We start from the raw sequence: 18,964 nt of genomic DNA on the forward strand, positions 1-18,964 counted from the left end.
TTCATGGAAAAAGATACGCCTCAGTTTTTCAAATAACTGATCTTGAAAACAATCGAATTCTGTGTGAATTGAAGATCATATTTTCCCGGTGTAAGAATGGAAACATCAACATCGCTATCCCCTTGCGGCAGTTTGTCTTTTTCCAGGATCATTTCTCCGTTCTCATTGTAAATCCCGAGATCGGCCGGAAGTTTTCCTTTGTTGTGAATGGTTACAAATCCGGCGACAGGGCTTTCGCTCACGGTGATCGGAAGTGTTTTTGCCGGAGAAATACTGATGAGATCAATCCCCATTCGTAATGCGCCATTCTCATTTTTCTCCGAAAGTTCGTGATCGCTATCATCATCGAGGGGAAGAAATTTTATGAGATGCGATTCTTTTGTGGCTGTGAAAGTGATCTGCCTTTTTTCCCAGGCGAATGCAAGTTCCTTCCAGGAATCATTGGTTTTCGATCTTTCAGAAATACCTCCGAGTGCTGTATCAATATAAATTTCCCAGGAGCCGCTCTGATCAAGTGCATTATCCTGCTGAACAATTCCCTGGTAAAAAGTGATCGTGTATTTTTCACCGGGAATGAATCCATCTACTTGCTGCATGATGCCTTCCTGGAAATAAGAAGTTCCGGCGAGGCCATGCAACCCGCTCACAAAAGTTTTTCCTGAATATGGTTTTCCATTGATGCCGTATTCTACACTCGGTTGATCCTCACTCGTAAGATCGGGGGAATCGCGCCCGGGCTCATTGGCAAGACAAACAGGATCATCGTATGGAATATTCTCCCAGTTGTTCGGCAATTCCGATTTTTCATGCACTTCACCTTCGAGATTACCGTTTTTGAATTCCTGCGCATTAAAATTAAATGGAATAAAAAAAATAAAACAACACCACAAAACTTTCCGATGAAAAATATTTACCACGAACATGTTTCTCCTTTAGTGTTTCACTAAGTTAATGAAACTATAACGCATCCTCGTCCGCATTCGTATTTTCATTTTTTTCTTTGTAAGAATAAATGATCTTCATTTGTGAATTATTATCATTTTCAGAAGGGAATTTTTCATTGGTGCCGGCCTCATTTTCCGGATTTGTTTCAGTTTCTTCTTCTTCTTCCTGGAAATATTTTTTCGGTTGCGGTCCTTCTTTCCGCAATACAATTGCAAGAACCAGCCCCGTGAGTCCGCCGTAGAGATGTGCTTCCCAGGAAACGTGCGGATCGAACGGAAAAATTCCCCACACCAGGCTTCCGTAAAGAAAGATGACAAGAAAAGAAAGCATGGCCAGTTGCTGGTGACGGCGAATGAATCCACTGAAGAGAAGAAAGGAGGCCATGCCGTAAACCACTCCACTCGCACCGAGATGAATGGCGCTGCGCGCAAAGAGCCAGAGCAGAATTCCATTGAGAAGATAAATGAGCCAGAAAACTTTTCCGGCAATTTCGCGGTAAGAATTAAAAAGCAAAAATCCGAGGACGAGTAATGGAACCGTATTGCCGATGAGATGTTTCCATCCGGCATGCAGCAATGGTGAAGTGAAAATGCCGATGAGGCCGCCTGCTGTTCTTGGATTCACGGAATAAATTCCCCAATCCTGCTGGAGAAATCCCTGGGCGAGTTGAATGAGCCAGAGCAACACAACGAATGTGAATGGAAATAATCCGTTGAGAAGTACAAGATGTTTTTTCAATCCGGGCATGTGCTAAGTTGTCAATTGTTGTTCCAGAATTGATTTTGGTGACGGACTGTCAGATGAATTCATAATGAGGGGTTCATTTTTCCATAACGATGACATAATACTACATTTTTAATATTGTATCGTAAAACAAATAATTATGACAGAAGTCTTGTATGCCGGATCACCGGCGAGAATATTTTTCAAAACAGGGAAACAACAGATGGGATTATTATTGAATGATGTGGAACAACCGGAACCATTTGACGACGGGGTGAAATTCATTCCGCATGAGAAACTCAGTGAATGGTTCGAATCTTATTCCCATGACTGCATTACCATTGTAGAACCGGAACTGGTGGATGGAATAGATCTGCTGATGAAGTGATGGGTTATGAGTTATCTCAAACCCATAACTCAGAACTCATAACTCACTACTTTAAATCCCTTACCTTCTTGATATTCTCATACGCTTCCTGCACTTTCTGAAATTGTTCTTTCGCATTTTTCTGAGCTTCTTCTCCGAGGTCGGCCACTTTATCGGGATGATATTTCACGGCCATTTTGCGATATGCTTTTTTCACTTCTTCATCCGTTGCCTCCGCATCCACTTCGAGAATGCTGTAATCGTTACCGGCATCGCGCGCATACATGGACTTCACGGAAAGAAAATCGTCATTCGAAATTCCGAGAGATGAAGCAATATCGGAAATGGCGGAAATTTCTTTCGGGTGAACTTCTCCGTCTGCTTTTGAAATTCCGAAAAGGTAATGCAGCAATTGCAAACGCTGCGGCTCGGGCATGTAGCGCCTGATCTGCGCGCACACCTCGTGCACGGGAATATCGCGGTTGAGCAGATCTTTCAGAACAGGAAGCAAACGCTGCGCCTGTTCATTGCCGAACTGTGCAACGAGAAAACGTTTTACAAAATCGAGTTCTGATTTTAAAACTTTTCCATCGCTCTTCATTACGGCTGCGGTGAGTACGAGAAGACTCACTGCAAAATCGCCGCGTGCGGCAGTAGGATCATAATGCATGTCTGCATCTGTTCCTGTAAAATTTCCGGAAGAAACAGTGATGGTTGCTGAATCAAGAATGGCGCCGACAGTAAATCCAAGCAAAGCGCCGATAGGCCCGCCGAACGCCCAACCCAATCCGCCACCGATCCACTTTCCGAATTTTACCATTGAAAAAAAAATTACAACAACTTCTTAGTCGCGCACGTGCGGCAATTATTTTCCGCCGCCCTTTTTGATATCTTTTTTCGGATGATCGGCCTGCGTGTCTATACGCGTAATGGTTTCTGCGAGTTGCATATCGTCATACCAGGTTTGCGAGCGGATCTCCTGGCCGGCCGGAGAATAAAATTTCCACACGCCAAAATTATCACCGAGGATATAATACTCCGTGTGCTCGAGTTGCCCGTTCTCATAATAATATTTCTGAACGCCATCGAGCTGATCGCAGAAGTAGTTGAGTTCTTTGTGGAGGTTTCCATTGGAATAATAGTATTTCTGTGAACCCACATAATCGTAATGATCATAATTCTCGTCGTCAGAAATTTTTCCATTCGGATAATACGTGACCACGTGGCCGGTTAATTTTCCATTGTCATATTTTCCGCAGATGGAAGTATCGCCATTCTGGTAGTAGCCGGTGAAATCGCCACTGCCATCTTTCAGTTTGATCATCGGGGCTAATAAATTTCCGTCCTTATCAGGATAAGAATAGCCGAGTACATTTCCATCTTTGTAATACCTCGCATATTGCAGCGAACCGTTGTCGGAATAATATTCCAGTTCACCATTCACATTTCCCATTTCCCAGGTTCCCTGTTTGAAGATCTGCCCGTTCTCGTGATAATATTTCTGCATGCCATTGAGATCGCCGTCGTAATAATTTTCTTCCCATCGTTTGTTTCCATTCTCCCACCATGCATTGCTACTGCCATTGCGATTGTCGTAATCCATATTTGTTTCGAGGAAAGGTTTTCCGGTGACCGGGTAAAATTCCTTGCGAACGCCGAACTGAACACCATTGATATAATTTGAAAGGATCAGGTCCTGCCCGTCAAAAGCGTACTTGTGTAATTCTCCTTCGCGGTAACCGTCCTTATAATTCGTGACCACAAAATCTTTTCCGCCCGGGTAAGGGAAATCGAATTTGCCTGTACCATTATCAGATTCCCATTTATAAATCACAGCGCCGGTAGAATCGAAACGCGTGCGTGACCAGAGAAAAGTTTCCTTGATAAAATCTTCTTCATTCTTTCTTCCTTTTTTATCGAAGAAGATCTGCAGTCCGTGTTCACTTCCATTGATGTAATATTTATGCGAATTGAATCCTCCGCGCTCATTGTAATAATACCAGTCGCCGGCTTTTTCTCCGCCGGAATAATTTCCTTCCGATTCGAGTTTTCCATTGGAGTACCAGGATTTGTAATACCCATCCTGCGAATCGTAGAAATAATCGGATTCTTCTTTTTCAGTTCCATTCGGGAAATATTCTTTACGTGTGCCGCTCAGAAAACCATAACGATAATGTTCTTTCGCCCTGAGCCATCCGCCATTGGCAGAATAAATTTTCCAGTCGCCATCGCGGTGCCCGTCCACGTAATCTCCTTCTCCCGACACAGCACCATTCGGAAAATATTCTTTCACCGTGGTGGTTTCCTTCATCTCGTATTCTGCAATGGTTCCTCCAGATTTGTCGAAGTAAGTGACCGTTTTCAGTGTGCCGGAAGAATACAGATCGGTCTCATAGAGGACGCCGTCGGTGTCAAATTGATTTACTTTCCCATTGTATTTTCCGCTCTTGTAAGTTGCGTCGGCAGAAACTTTTCCATTGCGGTAATATTCTTTCCATACACCTTCTCGGTTGCCGGCTTCCTTGAACATTCCCTCGCGCTGAATGTTCCCATTCTCAAAATAAATTTTCCATTCGTCAATGGCATCATCATTCTTGTAATCGCCTTCGCTTTTTGTTTTTCCATTGGAGAAATACTCCGTAGCGGTTCCGTTTCGCTTGCCCATGAGGTAATTTGTTTTCGAAGAAATTTTTCCGTCGAGCGTATAGAGATCGAATTCGCCAGTGAGATTTCCCGCTTTATAGTGCATAGAAGCGCGCACCGCTCCATTGCTGAAATAAGTGAACGCGTCTCCTTCGAAAACACCTTTGTTCATGCTTGCTTTTTCTTTTATTCCACCGTGGATCGCGTAAGTCGTGTATTCTCCATCGACCATATCCTTCGTGTACGTGCACTTGAATGCGAGCAATCCATTTTCATGGTACTGTTCGCTGGGCCCTTCCTTCAAGCCATTCACATACGTTGCTTTTTCCATGAGTTGCCCGTTTCGATAATACGTATTCCATTCTCCTTCTCTATTGCCCTGCGCGTTGTAACTTCCTTTTGAAAAAACAGCTCCGCATTTTTCCCAGAAGAAAATCCATTCGCCTACCGGATTATCTTTCGCATCGGAATGGCCGACTCCTCCAATGGAATAATCATCATTGAACGTATAATCGGGATTCGTTTTATCGCTGAGCAGGTCGACCACAGGATGTTTCATATTCTGCTTGAGATATTTTACCGCCCACTTGGAGAATTCAGTGATCTTCTTTTTGTTCTTCTTGAATGATTTCATCACCGTCGTATTGTTCGATGCAACAGGAGCAAGCGATAAAGTAATGAACGGCGTAAAATAATTCTGCGCCTGCAGGGCATTAAAGAACGGAACATAATTTTCCATCCACCAGTTGCCGGTTCCGTCTTTATATTTCAATTGTTCAAAAAGCATTTGCATCTGCTTCACTAATTTCAAATTGATCTTCGTTTTATTCTTGTACGATTTATCGTACGCTTTTCCGGAAGCGATCATGTCATTGATGTCGCTGAAACAATCGTCGCCTGCTTCACTGATGCTGAGTTTCAGATCCGGGTCGGGCTGATAATCTCCCGTGGTCATATCTTCGAGTGAAGAAACCACTTTCTGCGAACGTTCCGATTGGGCATCGAGCAACAGGTAAAATTCATAGGAAAGAATTGCAGGGATCATTCGCCCCTGTTCAGAACATGTTTTTCCCAACATGAAATGACTGTCGGCGTGAAAAGGATTCAACTTCACCGCATCCTGAAAACATTCCTGTGCTTCTTTATACTTATTCATTTTCACATAAGCCATTCCCTTGGTGTAATGAAAAAGATAATAGTAGGGATAAAGTTTAATTGCACGATCGAGTACATGAAAAGCAGAATCATATTTACCCATTTCCTTCAGCGAATTTCCGAGGAGATTATAAAAATCGGGATCATATTCCGTATGAAGATCGAGTCCGTATTTACAGGTGTATGCGCACAAACTATCTTCCTTATCGGCGCTGTAAGCGAGTGCAAGATCACGCGAGACCTCGGCATAATTCGTATCGTTCGCGCCGACTTTCTTATAAACTTCTTCTGCTTTGGAATAACTTCCGAGCGCATAATCGAGCGCACCTTCGAAGAGGATCGTACCGGAATTGACAAGTTCTACATCCATTTGCGCATGGATCTTTCCGGTGAAAAGCAATAAAACAGCAGGAAGCAGGAGATGAATTTTTTTCATAAATACTTTTTTGTGAGGGTTAAAACAAAAATAGGGAAAAAGATTGGTTATGGGTTGCGGGTTATGAGTTATGAGAATTTAATCTGTGGCAATATTAATCCGGTCGCCAATGATAACTCCTTCAGGATAAAATCACGGTTTTTCATTGTACACCTTTTCTTTCAGCAACAGGATCGTTTGTTTTCGCTCTGCAGAAAAAGTGGCGGTGTCAGTTTTATCGGCGAATTCATAAAGGCACAACGCTTTCCTGAAACGGTCTTTCTCCAATGACAACGGGTGAACTCCAAGAATATTTCCTTCCGTCATCAGCGCTTTCGCAAGAATTTCCAGCTGCGAAACAGAAAGTTTTTTTTCGTTCACCAGCAACTCCAGAAATTCTTTTTCACTCATCGACAAAAAATCTCCGGAGTTCAGTCCGTACCACGTACTGTAAGCTTTCCGCAATTCTTCCAGCGCTTCACTGTCTCTTCCGGAATCTTTCAAACCAATGGAAACTGCGATCGCTCTTGCAAATTCTTCGATCATTTTCAGAATGTAATCGCGACGGTACATGTTGGTTGCTTGTGTTTGTTGTGTTGCTTTTGTTTGTTGGGATTTGTTGTTTGGAATTTTCATTCACGAACCGGGTAAGGGTGCCAGAATTTTTTATTGGGTTTGTGAAAAGGATAATTGAATTCCACTTCCAACCGTGATCCTTTCACACCGACGGGATCAATATTCTGCATTGGAAAAACATATTCCCCGCTCACAAAAATATATCCGCAAATACTCAAACCTATCGCGGGCACGAACGCATACGTGATGTTGGTTCCGGAAATAAAAACCGCAGCTTTCGCGCGCACGCCTGCAATCAGGAAATGAAAAGAAGCATCGGCATAATATTCCTGGATCATTTTCGGAGCGCCTATCCTGTACTCCGCTCCTATTCCGAATATCCTTGAAGCGATCGTCATGTCGGCTGAAGTATCACTTGCCTGTTTGAAACGCTGAAAATATATTGGAGCAATGCCAATGGAACTCCAGTGGCCATCGTAGTTGTAGCTTGCACGAAGCCCGAAATTGCCGGTGTGTTTCCAGAATTGAGCGCATAAATTGCAGGAGAAAAATATTATTGCTGCTGAGAGAAAAATCCTCCGGAAAATAATTTGCATGTGCCTGGTTATGGGTATTGAGTCATGGGTTATGCGTATTGAGAAATTTTTTTCGACTACTTTCTGCCACTGACAACTGCCACTGCTTACTCAAATCCTCTCCGCACTTCGTTTGATAAAATTCGTCAGCTCTTCTCCCTTTAGTAATCCTTGCGCGAGCAAAGCAAGATCGGTTGCCTGTTTTACAATTTCCTTTTTTTTCACTTCATCTTTTTCATTGAGAATTTTTGAAGCGAGTGGATGATTGGCATTCACCACAAGATTATGCATGTCGGGAAAGTTGCCGAACATATTCCTGCTCCCGCCCGAGAGCGCGCTCATGTCCTTCATGCGGCGCATGAATTCAGGTCGCGTAACGAGCATGGGTGCGTCTGTGTCCAGAAGACTTTCGAATGTGACGTTGAATTTTTCTTTTGGCATCACCGCTTCGATCACGTTTTTTATTTCTTCCTGTTCTTTGTCGGAAAGTTTCGAAGGAAGATCGTCCGATTTTTTAATGAGCCGGTCCACCGTGTCACTGTCCACGCGCACGAAAGAAACTTTTTCCATTTTCGATTCGACGTGATTGATGAAATGCGCGTCGATCATGCTGTCGAGAATGAGCACATCGTATCCTCTTGATCCCGCCGCGTCAATAAAACTGTGTTGCTCATCGGCATTCGATGCATAGAGGAAAACCTGTTTGCCGTCTTTATCGGTTTGCGTGGCAGAAATTTTTTCACGGTATTCCTCCAGCGTAAAACATTTTCCTTCTGTATTTTTCAGCAATGCGAATTTCAATGCTTTCTCGTAGAATTTTTCATCGCTGATCATTCCGTATTGAACGAAAATGCGGATGTCTTCCCATTTCGTTTCAAAATCCGTTCTGTCTTTTTTGAAAAGTTCTTCCAGTTTATCCGCTACTTTTTTTGTGATGTGTGAAGAAATTTTCTTCACGTTCGAATCGCTTTGAAGATAAGAGCGGGAAACGTTGAGCGGAATATCGGGCGAATCGATGACGCCGCGGAGCAGCGTAAGAAAATCGGGAACGATCTCGCCCACATTATCCGTTACAAAAACCTGATTGCTGTAGAGTTGAATTTTTTCTTTCTGAACTTCGAAACTCTTTTTGATTTTTGGAAAATAAAGTACGCCTGTGAGATGAAAAGGATAATCTACATTGAGATGGATCCAGAAAAGCGGTTCTTCAAAATTCATCGGGTACAATTCGCGATAGAATTTTTTATAATCATCGTCGGTAAGTTCAGCAGGTTTTTTAGTCCACGCCGGATTCGGATTATTGATCACGGCAGGAACCGTTTCTTTTTCCGCTGGTTTTAGTTCTTTCCCGTCCTTATCCTTTTCAGCAGGAACAATTTCAATTTCATGCGTTCCGAAACGGATTTCCACCGGAAGAAACCGGCAATACTTTGTGAGAATTTCTTCAATGCGGTTCTCTTCGAGAAATTCCGCTGAATCATCAGCAATATGCAGGATCACATCGGTTCCTCTCCCGGATCTTTCCGAAGGTTCTATCGTGTAATTAGGGCTTCCATCGCAACTCCATTTCACGGCAGAAGAATCGTCTTTATAACTTTTTGTAACGAGTTCGACTTTCGCCGCCACCATGAATGCCGAATAAAATCCGAGGCCGAAGTGCCCGATGATTCCCTGCACCGCATCGGTTTTGTCTTTGTATTTCTGCACAAATTCTTCGGCGCCGGAAAATGCAACCTGTGTGATGTATTTTTCCACCTCTTCTTCTGTCATCCCGATTCCGTTATCCGAAACCGTGATCGTTTTATTTTCTTTATCAATGTTAATGGTAACTGCAAGCGATCCTAATTCGCCGGCGAATTCCCCGAGTGAATTCAGCGCTTTCAGTTTTTTCGAAGCATCAACGGCATTCGAAACCAATTCTCTCATAAAAATTTCGTGGTCGGAGTAGAGGAATTTCTTGATGATCGGAAAAATATTTTCCGTTTGTACGTTGATGGTTCCTGTTGACATGGTGTTTTGTGTTTACTGTTTCCGGTTTTCAGTTGTGATAATTCATTGTTGATCACAACATGCAGAATTGAGTTATTGCAAGATCAAAGGTAATGCCAATAGGAAAACGGTGACACATTGACAGCGTAAATTGCTTTATCAACCATATACAGTTCCTAATTTTCTGCGAATTTGTCTCTGACAAATAATTTTCGCCTGTACATTCGCTTGTTTTAATTCCACATCCATCCATACTTAATGTCAACAGAAAAACTCCGGTAAAATATTTTGTGTGGAAAACTTTCAATTTATTTCCTGGTCATTGATCTTTTGCGGAGCGGGAATCGTGCTGATCCCGTTCCTTCCCGCAGCTTATCGCTCTGTTGCAGGTTTTGTGCTGGTACTTCTGAATGCAGTGGTAACCTCTGTTCCTGCCATACATGCATTGGCCGGTAAACCTTTGGAAATTCACCTTTATGGAATTTCTTTTTTCAGTGATGTTCCGCTTAGGATCGACGGGCTTTCCGCCTGGTTCATGCTCATTATTAATTTCACTTGCGTGAATGGTGCATTGTACGGAATCGGTTACATGAAACCTTATAAAGATCAAAAAGCAAATATTTCTTTACACTGGATATTATTTGTGTTGTTCCAGGTTTCCATGCTATGGGTTTGCATGCTGCAGCACGGACTTGCTTTTTTAATTGCGTGGGAGATCATGTCGCTGACTTCCTTGCTGCTGATCCTGTTTGAACACGAGCGTTATCAAACTATTAAAGCAGGTGTAAATTATTTTGTGCAGATGCATCTTGCAGTGGTGTTTCTTTCCATCGCCTTCATCTGGATTTATTTTTCAGAAGGATCTTTTGATTTTAATTCCGTCGCCTCATTTTTTCATCATCACCGTGCAGGATGGTTGTGTGTACTTTTTTTTCTCGGGTTCGGCATCAAAGCAGGATTTGTTCCCTTACACACCTGGCTGCCGCACGCGCACCCTGCAGCGCCCTCGCACATATCGGGCGTGATGTCGGGAGTCATTGTCAAGATGGGCATTTATGGTTTGCTTCGAATGAGCGCCTATCTATGTTCCGATTTGCTGAGAGCCGGAGAAATTATCCTCGTGTTATCTGTACTCACTGCTTTTTACGGGATTCTCAATGCCGCTGTACATTCCGATTTCAAACGCATGCTTGCTTTCTGCACAATAGAAAATATCGGGATCATTGGTACGGGCATCGGACTTGGATTGATCGGGAAAGGAAGCGGGAATAATTTTATCATGTATATCGGATTTGCCGGCGCTTTGCTTCATACGCTGAATCATTCACTTTATAAATCGCTGCTGTTTTTCGCGGCAGGAAATATTTATCGTCAAACGAACACGAGAAACATGGAGCAACTGGGCGGTCTGATAAAAAAAATGCCTTCCACTGCTTTTTTCTTTCTCGTGGGAGCGCTCGCCATCTGCGGGCTTCCACCGTTGAATGGATTTATTTCTGAATTCCTTATTTATTCCGGGTTGATCGAGGGAATCAAATCCGATAATATTCAATTCAGTTCGCTCATGATCCTTAGCATATCGGGACTTGCGATCGTTGGAGGAATTTCCCTGCTCACCTTTACAAAAACATTCGGAACAATATTTCTCGGTTCGCCACGTACGGAATTACAACATGAGCCGGAAGAAGTTTCTTTTATCATGCGTTTGCCGCTCTATCTTATTTTTTCGGTCATGCTTTTCATCGGAATTTTTCCGGGTATTGTTCTGCACTCGGTAACTTCAATCGTGAGCGTATTTGATCCTGCTTTTTCCCCGGGGAATTTTGTTTCGCTTTCCCTGCAAACGATGACCATGGTCGGAAAAGTTTCGTTGATCATGGCAGGAATTGTATTCCTGATTTTCCTGGCGAGAAAAAATATTACTGCACGCAGAATATCCTCTTATTATAACACGTGGGGTTGCGGATATGTTGCACAAAACAGGAGAATGCAATACACGGGCAAATCATTTTCCAAATCGCTGGCAAAACTTCTGAGTTTCATTACTTCGGAAAAAAAGAAATATGCCGAAATGGATGCACAGACTGTTTTCCCCGGAAAAAGAAAATTCACTTCGCACTACATCGAATTTTTTGAGGCCAATATTATTCACAAAGCAAACAACCGCATCATCGGTTTCTTCAACTATTTCGCGTTCATCCATAATGGAAAAATTCAGACGTACGTGCTTTACGGATTTTTCTTTATTGTGGCGCTGATCGCAGCAACATTCTTTAACTGGTTATAAATGAGTTTCAGTAACTGGATATTCCTGGTGACCGTTCTTTTTCTCTTCCTCACGATCTTCGTGAACGAAGGATGGAAAGGGAGCATGGCTGCGCTTGGTGTATTGGTAAATGCAGGATTGAGTTCATTTATCGCTATTAAAGTTTTTTGCGGACAACCCTGCCAGGAAAATATTTATGGAGGATATATTTTCGGGAATATCCCCGTGAGAGTGGATGCGCTTGCCGCGTGGTTTATTTTACTGACGAATTTCACTTTGCTTACCGGCATCCTGTACGGAAGGCGTTATATGAAACAGTATAAAGGACAGCGGGCCAATCTTTCTTTGCATTTCGTGAGCTATATAGTGATCCATTTTTCTATGATCGGGATTTTCTGCGTTCAGAATTTTCTTGCTTTTCTCTGCGTGTGGGAAATGATGGCGATCTGCTCTTTCCTTCTGGTAATTTTTGAACACCACAAAATTGAAACGATAAAAGCGGGGATCAACTATCTCGTGCAGGCGCACATAGGAATTGTTTTCCTGATGATCGGTTTTATCTGGATTCATTTTCATACCGGCTCTTATGATTTCAACGCGATCACACAGTACAGTTCTGCAGTGACACACGCTGTAAGTTTTGTTTTATTTTCCTGCTTTTTCATTGGATTCGGGATCAAAGCCGGTTTTGTTCCGTTTCACACCTGGCTTCCGTATGCGCACCCTGCAGCACCGGCACACATTTCAGGAATAATGTCGGGTGTAATTATCAAACTCGGGATTTTCGGGATCCTGCGAATGCTGTTGCTGATAAAAGGAAATTATCTCGTGATGGGTTACACGGTGCTCATCATTTCAGTAATTTCAGGAGTGTATGGGGTGATGCTTGCGATTGTGCAGCACAACGTAAAAAAATTGCTGGCGTATCACAGCATCGAGAACATCGGCATTATCGGAATAGGAATCGGGTTGGGTGCAATAGGAATTGGAATGCATAATTCTTATCTGGCATTTGCAGGTTTTGCGGGCGCGCTCCTGCACACACTGAATCATTCTCTTTTCAAATCACTTTTGTTTTACTGCGCAGGAACGGTTTACCAGGCCACGCATACAATGGATATTGAACACCTCGGTGGATTGATCAGGAAAATGCCGCATACGGCTTTTCTTTTCTTAGTTGCTGCATTGGCCATCTGCGGCCTTCCCCCATTCAACGGATTTATTTCTGAATTTCTTATTTACTCAGGTTTATTCCACGCCATTCATCTCGACAAACTTTCGCTGGCGATGAATATGATCGTTTCCATTTGCGGGCTCGTACTCATCGGCGGACTGGCGCTGCTCTGTTTCACAAAAGCATTCGGCGTTATTTTTCTCGGAACTGAACGCCATCCGCATCAAGCGCAGGTTCAAGAAGCTGAGTTTTCAAAACTTTTTCCGAAATATCTTGTTGCAGTTCTTATTATTCTCATCGGGATAGTTCCACAATTTTTCGTTGGCGTTATTGAAAAACCACTTGCACTTTTTACAAGCGGGCTACCTGCTGATGCTTCCGTTTCTGCATTTATTTCCACGCTGCAGAAGATCAGCATTTCGGTTGCAGGATTGATCCTTCTCTCTGCGCTCACCTTCTTAGTGCGAAAAAAAATAACAGCTTCGAAAAATATTTCAAGCGCTCCTACGTGGGGTTGCGGATATGTTGCCCCGACACCGAAACTCCAGTACACCGCTAATTCTTTTGTTCGTTCCTACCGTAAGCTGGTAAAACCAGTTCTGATGATGAATAAAAAGGAAACTGAAATGAAGGGCATATTTCCGGAACCGGTTCACACCGTTACACATCCTTATGACCGGATGGAGGCTTTACTGATAGATACTCCGATCAGGTACCTGAAAGGTTTTATGAGAAGATTTCGTTTTTTACAGAATGGAAATCCTCAATTCTATATCCTTTATGGAGTAATCTTCATTTTTATTGCAATTGTAATTCCATTGCTGCTGAATGTGGCTCATTACATAATTCAACTATTTAAACAGATTTAACCATGCCTGTCACGAGTTTGCTTCTGATCATCATTACCAGTTTGTTTTTTACGGGAATCATCATCCGCACAAAAAGTATTTTGTCGGGGCGCAAAGGTCCGGGAATTTTTCAGCCGCTGAAAGATATCTGGCGCCTGTTCAGGAAAGGCGCCGTGTACAGCAAGACAACCAGTTTTGTTTTTCAGGTTGCACCTTCTGTTTATTTTTCATCGGTGCTGGTAGCAGTGCTGTTCATTCCTTTCGGCGACCAGCGTGGATTGATTTCTTTCAACGGAGATTTTGTTTTTTTCGCTTACACACTGGCACTCGGAAAATTTTTCATGATCATTTCTTCGCTCGACACCGGCAGCAGTTTTGAAGGAATGGGAGCGAGCCGTGAGGCGCTTTATTCCTTGCTGGTGGAACCCGCATTTTTTATTCTCATGGGATCATTTGCCTTGCTGACCGGGCACACTTCCTTTTTTGAAATTTTCAGCACTCTCCATTTTGGCTCCTACATTTCTTATGCTGTGGGAACGCTGGCTGCTTTTGTCATTGTCATCATCGCGATGGTAGAGAACAGCCGAATGCCGGTAGATGATCCGAAAACACACCTGGAATTAACGATGATCCACGAAGTGATGATCCTTGATAACAGCGGATTCGATCTCGGACTGATTTTTTATACCACCAACCTGAAATTCGCCATGTACGGCGCCATCATCGCCAATTTTTTTCTTACACCCGGTCATGAATTGTATTATTCCATTCCCATTTTCATTGCCACGCAGGCGCTGTTCGCTATCGGGGTAGGGATCATCGAATCGTTCATGGCGCGTTTCAGGATGAACCACAACCCACAGTTCATTTTCACACTCACTTCCATTTCACTGCTCATTTTCCTGGGTGTATTACTGATGCTCGGGAAAATTATTTAATACTTAAATGCAATGACCAACATCCTGCTGATTACTTTCCTGATCACGCTCATCTATATCGGTGTGGCGAAGCGGCTCTATACGTACATTTCCATTCTTGCGATACAGGGGGTGTTGCTTTTCGGCGTGGCTTTTATTGAGCTGATAGAAATAAATACCATTAACCTTGTTTTTGTCCTGATGGAAACTATTGTATTTAAAGCTATAGTTATTCCATTGTTCCTGAATTATATCATCAACAAGAACAATATCACCCGGGAGGCAGAACCTTTTCTTCCCAATTTTATTTCACTCGTCATCATCACCATCATCATCCTCGGTTCATTCCTGCTGTCGAATACAATTCATGATCCTCATCTCCGGAAAATATTTTTCGTAGTGGCTTTGTCCGCGCTTTTTACCGGGCTTTTCATCATCACAACCAGAAGAAAGATCATCACACACGTCATGGGATTCCTGGTCATCGAGAATGGTGTATTTGTTCTTTCTCTTGCAGTAGGAAATGAAATGCCAATGCTGGTGAATACCGGAATCCTGCTCGACATCTTTGTGGGGGTGCTCCTGCTCGGAATTTTTGTAAATAAGATCGGCGATGTTCTGAAAGAACAGGATGTAGAGCAACTCAGAAATTTAAAAGACTAATGAACTGAAATTATGATTGGAATTTATCTTATTGGAGCATTTGTCATCGGCGTGTTATTATTCTACAACCGGAATAAAACCGTGAACTACCTGCTATCCGGAATTTTTTTATTGTTGCAATGGATCTTTACTATTTACGAATACAGGCACCTGAACATTGAAGATTCGGGATATTTTATGCCGGATTCGCTGGCCGTTATTTTCCTCGTCGTATTGAGTATTGTGTGCATTCCCGCTTTTTATCACAGTTATATTTATTTCAAACATAACCGCGACATTCCGCGTGAGCGCGGAATTTATCATGCGGCAACAGTGTTGCTCATTGCGTCGCTGAGTGCGGCTTATCTTGCCAGCCACATTGGTGTTACCTGGGTTTTTGTTGAGCTCACCACGCTGAGTGCTTCCGCTCTTATTTATCACAGGAGAAATGTGCGCACGCTGGAAGGCACCTGGAAATATATTTTTGTCTGCTCGATCAGCATTACACTTGTTTTCATCGGTATTCTTTTTCTGACGCTTGCTTTACAGGAAGCAGGATTGAAAAATCTTTCTTACCAGTCGCTGATCGAAAAAGCCCCGGTTCTAAATGTCTTCTGGTTAAAACTCGCTTTCCTTTTCATCTTCACCGGTTACACAGCGAAAGCCGGATTGGTTCCGATGTACACAGCGGGCATTGATGCAAAAGACAAAGCGCCTTCGCCTGCAGGAGCGCTGATAGGAAGTGTACTCATGACTGTAGGATTTTTCGGCATCTTTCGTTTTTACGAAATCATCAGTCACACTTCCATCTACAGTTGGTCGAATAAAATTATTCTCATCTCCGGAGTTCTTTCTGTTTTTGTTGCGACGGTGTACATGCTCCGTGTAAAAAACATCAAACGCATGCTCGCGTACTCGGGCGTGTATCACATGGGATTGGTGGTGATCGGCCTGGCTGCAGGGGGAATAGGCCGTTATGCTGCGATCCTTCATCTTGTTCTTCACTCTTTCACCAAGCCGACTTTATTTTTTCAAACCGGTCAGATCTACCGGATTTATAAAAGCAAAAGCATTTACGACATTGGAAATTATTTCAAATACAATCTCACCGGTGCGCTGGTGTTGTTGTTTGCTTTTTTCATTGTCACCGCAATGCCTCCATCAGGAATGTTCGTAAGTGAATTCCTCGTCTTCCGTTCTTTGTTCGAATCAGGAAACTGGTGGATACTCGCTTTTATCCTGCTTCTTCTTACACTGATCATCTGGTCGTTCGGAAAAAATATTTTAAAAATACTTTTTATTCCTCCGGTTGGTTTTAATGACGAGAAAGTGGAAAAAATTCCTGCCGTTGAATCGTACAGCCATTTTATTTTACTCGCACTCGTGATCTATCTCGGGCTCCATCCCCCGGCGGAATTTGTACAACTTATCAATAGTGCAATCACCCATTTACCACATTGAACATGACAGAAGATACAAGCATTAAAAACAATCAAACCATTGCTCTCGGTGAGATACCTGTGCTCGATTACGCACAATTTTCAGCACACAATATTTCTCTCCTTCAGCAGGAATACAATCATTGTGTAAATTATTTTGCTTTCCCCGAAGGAAATAAACTCAAACTGATTTCCTGCATCGCGAATGACATGGAACATACCATTGCTGTTTTTTCCACCGTTGTACTTTCCGATTCCACATTGCCCTCACTTACAAAACATCATCTTGCTTTTCACTCATTCGAGAGAGAGATCCACGAAAACTATGGCATCAATTACAGCGATCATCCCTGGCTGAAACCGCTGCGTTTTCCATTTGACCGCGCTGATAAAAATTCCCGGATTGATAATTATCCGTTCTATTCGATAGACAGCGAAGAACTGCATGAAGTAGGAGTTGGCCCAATTCACGCCGGAATAATTGAACCCGGGCATTTTCGTTTCACCTGCAATGGAGAACAGATCCTCCACCTGGAAATTCAACTCGGATACCAGCATCGTGGAATTGAAAAATTATTTCTGAAAAAGAAAAAACTCTTGCAACGAACGACCCTTGCAGAAAATATTGCCGGCGATACCGTGGCTGGACACACTACTGCATTTGTAAATCTCCGGGAAAGTTTGTGCGGCTACCGTGCAGAAGAAGATCTTCAATTCGTGCGCACGCTGGCGCTGGAACTGGAACGCATTGCTATCCACACCGGCGACCTGAGCGCGATTTGCACAGACATCGCTTACCAGCTTGGCAGTTCAGTTTTCGGAAGATTGCGAACGCCGGTTATTAATTTTTTACAGTTGTGGTGCGGGAACCGGTTATCGAAAGGACTGATACGTGCGGGAAAAAATAATTTCCCATTCACAAAAGAAAACGGGGAACAACTGAAAAATCTTTTTGAAGAATTTGAGCCCGATTTCAATGAAATGTATCGTGAATTCAAAACATTGCCGAGTGTCTTATCGCGATTGGAAAAGACAGGAATGGTAAGTAATGAGCAGGCCCTTGCTACAGGAACAGTTGGCATGTCGGCAAGAATGTCGGGGATTGTACGTGATATACGCAGCACGCATCCGCACGACCTGTATCCGCAATTGAATCACGATCCCGCAATAAAAAATCACGGCGATGTTTACTCGCGCACACAGATACGCAGGGAAGAAATATTACAATCGATCGGTTACATAAAAGAAATGCTGAAAAATATTCCTACAGAAAATAAAAGCCGGCAGGAATTAAAATCACCTTCGCCATCTTCTTTCTCGCTTTCACTTGTCGAAGGATGGAGAGGTGAAATTTGCCATTGCGCCATCACCGATGAAAAAGGAGAATTACTGCATTATAAAATAAAAGATCCATCGCAGCATAACTGGCTTGCCTTGGCTTTAGCCGTTCGCAATAATGAGATCTCTGATTTTCCCATTTGCAATAAAAGTTTTGACCTGAGTTATTGCGGCCATGATCTTTAAAAAAGAAAAAAATGTTTGGAAATTTTAAAATACTGATCCACCAGGGAAAGCAATACATTCCCGATGTAACAAAAGCAGAAGTGCCCGGAATTTTCAGGGGAAGGCCACAAATCTCCAATGAAAAAACCGATACTACAGCTCTCGCAGAAATTTGTCCTACTGAAGCTATTTCACTTAATCCTGTGAGCATTGATCTCGGAAAATGTACTTTCTGCGGAGAATGTGCGATCGCTTTCCCCGACAAAATAAAATTCACGAAAGATTACAAACTATCCACGAATGATCGTGAACGATTAATTGTAAAAGAAGGAGACGATAAATTAATTACGCTAAATCGGGAAATTGTGCGGAAAGAGATCTCAGAATATTTCAGTGGTTCATTGAAACTGCGGCAGGTTTCTGCAGGAGGGGATAATAGCTGTGAACTGGAATTGAATGCATGCGGCAATGTGAATTTTGATATGGGAAGATTCGGAATTGAATTTGTTGCTTCACCGCGTCATGCCGATGGTATTGTGATCACCGGGCCCATCACTGAAAATATGGCGGCTCCGTTACAGAATTGTTATGACGCAATTCCTGAACCTAAAATCATAATTCTTGCGGGAACAGATGCTATCAGTGGCGGAATTTTCATTGACAGTCCTGCGTTGAACAGGAGTTTCCTCGATAACTATAAAATCGATCTGTATGTGCCTGGAAATCCTGTTCATCCTCTTACTTTCATCAATGGAGTTTTGGAATTGATAAAAAGAAGAAAGTGAAA

15 protein-coding genes are annotated in these 18,964 nt (G+C 42.9%); 8 read left to right on the forward strand and 7 right to left on the reverse strand.

Going from position 1 to position 18,964, the window contains the following annotated elements; genetic code table 11:
- Positions 1 to 20 precede the first annotated feature (20 nt).
- Together HY064_01385 and HY064_01390 are read right to left on the reverse strand one after the other, a co-directional pair.
- Positions 21 to 917, reverse strand: coding sequence for a hypothetical protein (locus HY064_01385; protein ID MBI3509287.1), 897 nt, complete (start codon positions 915 to 917; stop codon positions 21 to 23).
- 40 nt (positions 918 to 957) lie between these two features.
- A complete protein-coding gene (locus HY064_01390; protein MBI3509288.1) occupies positions 958 to 1,692 on the reverse strand; it encodes a rhomboid family intramembrane serine protease in 735 nt (244 codons plus the stop codon).
- A 136-nt stretch (positions 1,693 to 1,828) separates the two neighbouring features.
- Between HY064_01390 and HY064_01395 the strand changes: the two genes are divergently transcribed.
- Positions 1,829 to 2,056, forward strand: coding sequence for a hypothetical protein (locus HY064_01395; protein ID MBI3509289.1), 228 nt, complete (start codon positions 1,829 to 1,831; stop codon positions 2,054 to 2,056).
- Positions 2,057 to 2,102: 46 nt separating this feature from the next.
- Here the strand turns inward: HY064_01395 and HY064_01400 are convergent, their stop codons facing one another.
- From HY064_01400 to htpG, 5 genes are all read right to left on the reverse strand, one after another.
- Positions 2,103 to 2,855, reverse strand: a complete 753-nt coding sequence (locus HY064_01400) for a TerB family tellurite resistance protein (protein ID MBI3509290.1) — start codon at positions 2,853 to 2,855, stop codon at positions 2,103 to 2,105.
- A 45-nt stretch (positions 2,856 to 2,900) separates the two neighbouring features.
- Positions 2,901 to 6,269 (reverse strand): tetratricopeptide repeat protein, encoded by a 3,369-nt coding sequence (locus tag HY064_01405; GenBank protein MBI3509291.1) that lies wholly within the window; start codon positions 6,267 to 6,269, stop codon positions 2,901 to 2,903.
- A 132-nt stretch (positions 6,270 to 6,401) separates the two neighbouring features.
- Complete coding sequence (locus HY064_01410) at positions 6,402 to 6,884, reverse strand: hypothetical protein (GenBank protein ID MBI3509292.1); 483 nt, start codon at positions 6,882 to 6,884, stop codon at positions 6,402 to 6,404.
- Positions 6,881 to 7,420 carry a hypothetical protein gene (locus tag HY064_01415; GenBank protein MBI3509293.1) on the reverse strand — a complete coding sequence of 180 codons (540 nt, stop codon included), beginning with the start codon at positions 7,418 to 7,420 and terminating at the stop codon, positions 6,881 to 6,883. The genes HY064_01410 and HY064_01415 overlap by 4 nt, the downstream gene beginning before the upstream one ends.
- A gap of 90 nt (positions 7,421 to 7,510) precedes the next feature.
- A complete protein-coding gene (gene htpG / locus HY064_01420; GenBank protein MBI3509294.1) occupies positions 7,511 to 9,409 on the reverse strand; it encodes a molecular chaperone HtpG in 1,899 nt (632 codons plus the stop codon).
- A 271-nt stretch (positions 9,410 to 9,680) separates the two neighbouring features.
- Between htpG and HY064_01425 the strand changes: the two genes are divergently transcribed.
- From HY064_01425 to HY064_01455, 7 genes are read left to right on the forward strand one after another with little or no spacing between them, the layout of a single operon-like run.
- The gene (locus HY064_01425; GenBank protein ID MBI3509295.1) at positions 9,681 to 11,675 is read left to right on the forward strand and encodes a hypothetical protein; all 1,995 of its coding nucleotides are present in this window, start codon (positions 9,681 to 9,683) and stop codon (positions 11,673 to 11,675) included.
- Positions 11,676 to 13,697, forward strand: a complete 2,022-nt coding sequence (locus tag HY064_01430; GenBank protein ID MBI3509296.1) for a hypothetical protein — start codon at positions 11,676 to 11,678, stop codon at positions 13,695 to 13,697.
- Positions 13,698 to 13,699: 2 nt separating this feature from the next.
- Positions 13,700 to 14,614 (forward strand): NADH-quinone oxidoreductase subunit H, encoded by a 915-nt coding sequence (locus HY064_01435; GenBank protein ID MBI3509297.1) that lies wholly within the window; start codon positions 13,700 to 13,702, stop codon positions 14,612 to 14,614.
- Between the two features lie 12 nt (positions 14,615 to 14,626).
- Positions 14,627 to 15,256: a hypothetical protein gene (locus tag HY064_01440; GenBank protein ID MBI3509298.1), complete on the forward strand. Its 630-nt coding sequence runs from the start codon at positions 14,627 to 14,629 to the stop codon at positions 15,254 to 15,256.
- A gap of 12 nt (positions 15,257 to 15,268) precedes the next feature.
- Positions 15,269 to 16,696, forward strand: a complete 1,428-nt coding sequence (locus HY064_01445) for a hypothetical protein (GenBank protein MBI3509299.1) — start codon at positions 15,269 to 15,271, stop codon at positions 16,694 to 16,696.
- 2 nt (positions 16,697 to 16,698) lie between these two features.
- Positions 16,699 to 18,198: an NADH-quinone oxidoreductase subunit C gene (locus HY064_01450; GenBank protein ID MBI3509300.1), complete on the forward strand. Its 1,500-nt coding sequence runs from the start codon at positions 16,699 to 16,701 to the stop codon at positions 18,196 to 18,198.
- 11 nt (positions 18,199 to 18,209) lie between these two features.
- Complete coding sequence (locus HY064_01455) at positions 18,210 to 18,962, forward strand: NADH:ubiquinone oxidoreductase (GenBank protein ID MBI3509301.1); 753 nt, start codon at positions 18,210 to 18,212, stop codon at positions 18,960 to 18,962.
- The last annotated feature ends 2 nt before the right edge of the window (positions 18,963 to 18,964 follow it).

It is taken from the genome of Bacteroidota bacterium (assembly GCA_016194975.1).
Classification (GTDB): Bacteria; Bacteroidota; Bacteroidia; order Palsa-965; family Palsa-965.